Below are 1,162 nucleotides of genomic sequence, written 5' to 3'. Positions count from 1 at the left end.
CTCATAGGATTTCGCCTTGCTGTAGAGCGTCATAAGCTCTTTGGAGCGGTAAGACCAACGAGTATCCAGCTCGGAGGAAAGAGCGGCGGCCTCATGGTACATCTGGGCGCTGTTTGTTGCCCCGGAGAGAAGGAGAAAGTTAAGACGCCAGAAAAGATGCCTCATTCGCTCGCCTTCGTTGATTAGGCACTGTTGCAAAGTTAGCGATGAGGCAGCCTTTTGTCTTATTCAAAGGCCTTACATTTCAAAAACTCTGCTTACCAGGCGCATTTCGCCCAGGGGATCACCATAATAAAATGCTGAGGCCTGGCCTTTGCGTAGTGCACGCATCACCTCAATACCTTTGATGGTGGCGTAAGCCGTCTTCATGGATTTAAATCCCAGCGTGGCGCCGATTATCCGTTTCAGTTTGCCATGATCGCATTCAATCACGTTGTTCCGGTACTTAATCTGTCGGTGTTCAACGTCAGACGGGCACCGGCCTTCGCGTTTGAGCAGAGCAAGCGCGCGACCATAGGCGGGCGCTTTATCCGTGTTGATGAATCGCGGGATCTGCCACTTCTTCACGTTGTTGAGGATTTTACCCAGAAACCGGTATGCAGCTTTGCTGTTACGACGGGAGGAGAGATAAAAATCGACAGTGCGGCCCCGGCTGTCGACGGCCCGGTACAGATACGCCCAGCGGCCATTGACCTTCACGTAGGTTTCATCCATGTGCCACGGGCAAAGATCGGAAGGGTTACGCCAGTACCAGCGCAGCCGTTTTTCCATTTCAGGCGCATAACGCTGAACCCAGCGGTAAATCGTGGAGTGATCGACATTCACTCCGCGTTCAGCCAGCATCTCCTGCAGCTCACGGTAACTGATGCCGTATTTGCAGTACCAGCGTACGGCCCACAGAATGATGTCACGCTGAAAATGCCGGCCTTTGAATGGGTTCATGTGCAGCTCCATCAGCAAAAGGGGATGATAAGTTTATCACCACCGACTATTTGCAACAGTGCCTCTTTTCTGGCGTCTTAACTTTCTCCTTCTCTCAGGGGCAACAAACAGCGCCCAGATGTACCATGAGGCCGCCGCTCTTTCCTCCGAGCTGGATACTCGTTGGTCTTACCGCTCCAAAGAGCTTATGACGCTCTACAGCAAGGCGAAATCCTATGAG

The 1,162-nt window shown here is 52.4% G+C and carries 1 protein-coding gene; it reads right to left on the bottom strand.

All coding sequences use genetic code 11. The features are described from left to right. Positions 1-237 precede the first annotated feature (237 nt). Positions 238-942 carry an IS6-like element IS26 family transposase gene (locus tag ACFPZN_RS56145; RefSeq protein WP_001067855.1) on the bottom strand — a complete coding sequence of 235 codons (705 nt, stop codon included), beginning with the start codon at positions 940-942 and terminating at the stop codon, positions 238-240. Positions 943-1,162 lie beyond the last annotated feature (220 nt).

Source organism: Actinomadura rugatobispora, assembly GCF_042656285.1.
In the GTDB taxonomy this organism is placed as follows: domain Bacteria; phylum Actinomycetota; class Actinomycetes; order Streptosporangiales; family Streptosporangiaceae; genus Spirillospora; species Spirillospora rugatobispora.
This window is presented reverse-complemented; position numbering and strand designations above follow the sequence as displayed.